Here is a 3317-nt window from a genome sequence, read left to right on the forward strand (position 1 = left end):
TAGAAATCTCTTTTTTGTTTTTATAAATATAGTTTAATGACTATGTGTATTAGCTTCACCAGCAGCACCTTCACGATTATAAGAACAACAAGAAGGCAAGCTTCCGTACACTTTATCTTCTGATCGTTTATTGTCAGTATCATGCCCAACTGCGACTACAGCGTTTTCAACAGCCTCCACTTTACTCTTTTTCTCATTCAATATGATATGTAAATTTTGTGTATTGCTATCCCATTCAGCAGACTTTACACCTTTTACAGCATAAGCTGCTTTTTCTATACGATCTTTACATTGCCCACAATTTCCTTTTACATGTAAATCATGCTTTGCATTTTTATTTTGTGCTTGTGCGCTAATTCCTAAAGTCGCAACCAAAGCAAATGCTAATAATTTTTTCATTTTTATATAATTTTTAATGATTTTTATTTTAAATTAAATCTTAATCCAGCGTAATACATTTGTCCAAAAACTGGCGCATAAACAATCGAACTATCGAAATTTGAACCAAAAGGATTATCAGCTCCTAAAATGACACGTTTTTGTTGATAATTTGTTACATTTTCCCCTCCTACATACACTTCAAATCGTTTTGAAAAAACTCTTGTAATCTGAAAATTCATTGTTCCGAATGGATTCGAATACTCGTTCAATTGATTTTCTGGCAAATTGTCCAATGTATTTGGTAAACGTTGTTTTCCTATCCAATTATAAGTAATATCAAAACGCCAATTTTTTCCATTTTTTTCATGCGTTTCATATTCTAAATTCGTAAAGAAACGATGTTTTGCTTGCAATGGACGTTCTAATTTTCCTTTTTCATAATCAGTAGCGATATCATAATATTTGTATGATGCTCTTATTTTGAAATGTGTAAATGGATTATAATTAAAATCAAACTGAAAAGAATTTGCATACGAATCGCCTTCTAAATTATAAAAACGAACCTGACGAGCTGAATAATCAATATCGGTTACAATTTGATTTTCGAAATCTGTTCGATAAAAATCTGCTGTAATATCTGCGTTTTTTCCAAATAATTTAAACTCTTGCGTTACAGAAAAACCATAATTCCAAGCTATTTCTGGATCTAAACCATAGATCTCTCCTCCATCTCCAATAATATTAAATTGTCTTGATGAAGCAAACAAATTTTGATTTTCTGCAAAAATATTATTCATGCGTTTTCCTCGACCAACAGAAGCTTTTATGGTTGTTCCTTTTGCAGGTGTATAGCGTGTATGCAAACGTGGCGTCAAAAAGAAACCCATTCGATTGTGATAATCTGCACGAAGCCCTGCAATCATATTGAAATTTTTCATATTATCAAAGGTATATTCGAAGAATGCTCCTGCTGAATTATCAATTCGATCATAATTCGCATCTGTCGGAAGCGCTACAAATTCTTTGAACTTATCGTACGTAAAACTCGCTCCTGTAGAGAATTTATTTTTTGTATTGCTAATAATCGAACTAAAAATATAATTAGCATAAAAGCTCTGTTGTTCGATATCATATTGATTCAGTCCAAAATAAGAATCTTGTTTATGGTAACTAAACGCTGTTTGTAATCCCATACTTTGATAAGGCATTTCTGGAAAAACATATCCTATTTTTGATGAAACATCAACACGATTTGTATTGATTTCTGATCCCCAATAATTAGTTGTCAACTTGTCGCGTTTTTTATCAAAATCTAACTGTCCAGCTTGCTTTTGATCATTCAGATATCGTGCAGAAAAGAATCCAACCCAACCTTTTTCTAAGTTTTGATATTGCCAACGATTCATCACATTTACTTGATGACCAAGTGGATTGTCTAAAAATCCATCATCGTTCATATCATTTTTAGATAAACGTGCGTTTCCATGCAAAAACAATGAAGAACTCCATTTATCATTTAGTTTTTTATTTAAATGTACATTCCCTTCGAAACGAGAATCTGATGAACCATACAAATTGACAAACAATGGAATATTGTCAGCAGGTTTTATTAATTCTGTATTAATCTGCCCAGAAATACTTTCGTACCCATTAATCACCGTTCCCGCACCTTTTGTAACCTGAATACTTTCTACCCAAGTTCCAGGTGTAAATCCAAGTCCGAAAGCTTGTGATGCTCCACGAACATTCGGAATATTTTCTTCCGCAATCAAAATATACGGTGATGTTAATCCCAACATTTTGATTTGTTTATTTCCTGTTACCGCATCCGAAAAATTGACATCAATGGAAGGATTTGTTTCAAAAGATTCAGCCAAATTACAACAAGCGGCTTTCAACAATTCTTTGCTTGACATTGTCGTCATATTGGTTGCAAACTTCGATTTTTTAAGTGAACTACTTGTATCTCGTAACACAACTTCATTTAAAGACGTATCGCCAAAATGATTTTTTACATTGATTGTAATAGTTATAAACTCGTCTTTTAACTCTTTGAAAGTAGTTGTTTCATTCTCATAAAAAACTCCTAAAACTGATGTTGGTTGATAATTCTCGATCTCAAAATTTCCATTTTCATCTGTGAGTACAGCTATATCTGTCGATTCCCAGAATACTTCTGCTCCAACAATTGCTTGCTGATTTTGATCTGTTATTTTTCCTTTTAAAGTAGATTGTGCGTAAGTTAACGCAGCACTTAGTATTAATACTGAAGTGAATATTTTTTTCATTTTTACGATTTAAGGCTAAATGCCTATTTATTATTATGTACTTGCTGATTTTTGATTTAATCAAGTACTTTAATATTCAAGTAATAACGTATTGCTTTCTGATTAGTTTTTAATCGAAATAAAACGGTTATTAGCCTTCGTAAAATGTTAATTGAGAATTGAGTATATAATATGGAGGCGCATTTGATGCAACATAAAAATCAAGAAAACTTGACTGATTGTTAACCTCTTCATTCTGAAACGAAATTTTAATTTGAAGAATTTCTGAAGCAATAAAACTTATCGGAAAAAGCTTCTGAATTTTAACTGTTTGTTTTTCTACAAATTTATCCGAATATGAAATATCCTTGCAACAATCATCATCTTCTTCTGTTTCTCCTTGTGGAATCTCACAGTGATTTGATTCTGATTTCGGAGGACAACATGAAGTTGTCATTTCCATCTCGCACGAATTATTATCAAGATGATTCAACTTCACTTGCTCCATCTCTCCTTGACAAAAATGCATAGAAAATGCATAACTAAGATTTGAAAAAATCAAAATTATTGACAAAACGTATTTTATGTAATGTTGCATTTTCATGTCGAACAAAAATAAACAAAATTTTGAAATACAGAGAATAGAAAATTTATATCATTTTCTGATTT

3 protein-coding genes are annotated in these 3317 nt (G+C 31.6%); all 3 read right to left on the bottom strand.

All coding sequences use genetic code 11. The annotated features are described in order from the left end of the window. Window positions 1-33: 33 nt before the first annotated feature. Window positions 34-399: a heavy-metal-associated domain-containing protein gene (locus Q0616_RS07500; RefSeq protein ID WP_298776194.1), complete on the bottom strand. Its 366-nt coding sequence runs from the start codon at window positions 397-399 to the stop codon at window positions 34-36. A 23-nt stretch (window positions 400-422) separates the two neighbouring features. After that, window positions 423-2669 carry a TonB-dependent receptor gene (locus Q0616_RS07505; RefSeq protein WP_298776197.1) on the bottom strand — a complete coding sequence of 749 codons (2247 nt, stop codon included), beginning with the start codon at window positions 2667-2669 and terminating at the stop codon, window positions 423-425. A 130-nt stretch (window positions 2670-2799) separates the two neighbouring features. After that, window positions 2800-3177 (bottom strand): hypothetical protein, encoded by a 378-nt coding sequence (locus Q0616_RS07510; RefSeq protein WP_286484400.1) that lies wholly within the window; start codon window positions 3175-3177, stop codon window positions 2800-2802. Between the last annotated feature and the right edge of the window lie 140 nt (window positions 3178-3317).

It is taken from the genome of uncultured Empedobacter sp., assembly GCF_937930195.1.
GTDB lineage: Bacteria > Bacteroidota > Bacteroidia > Flavobacteriales > Weeksellaceae > Empedobacter > Empedobacter stercoris.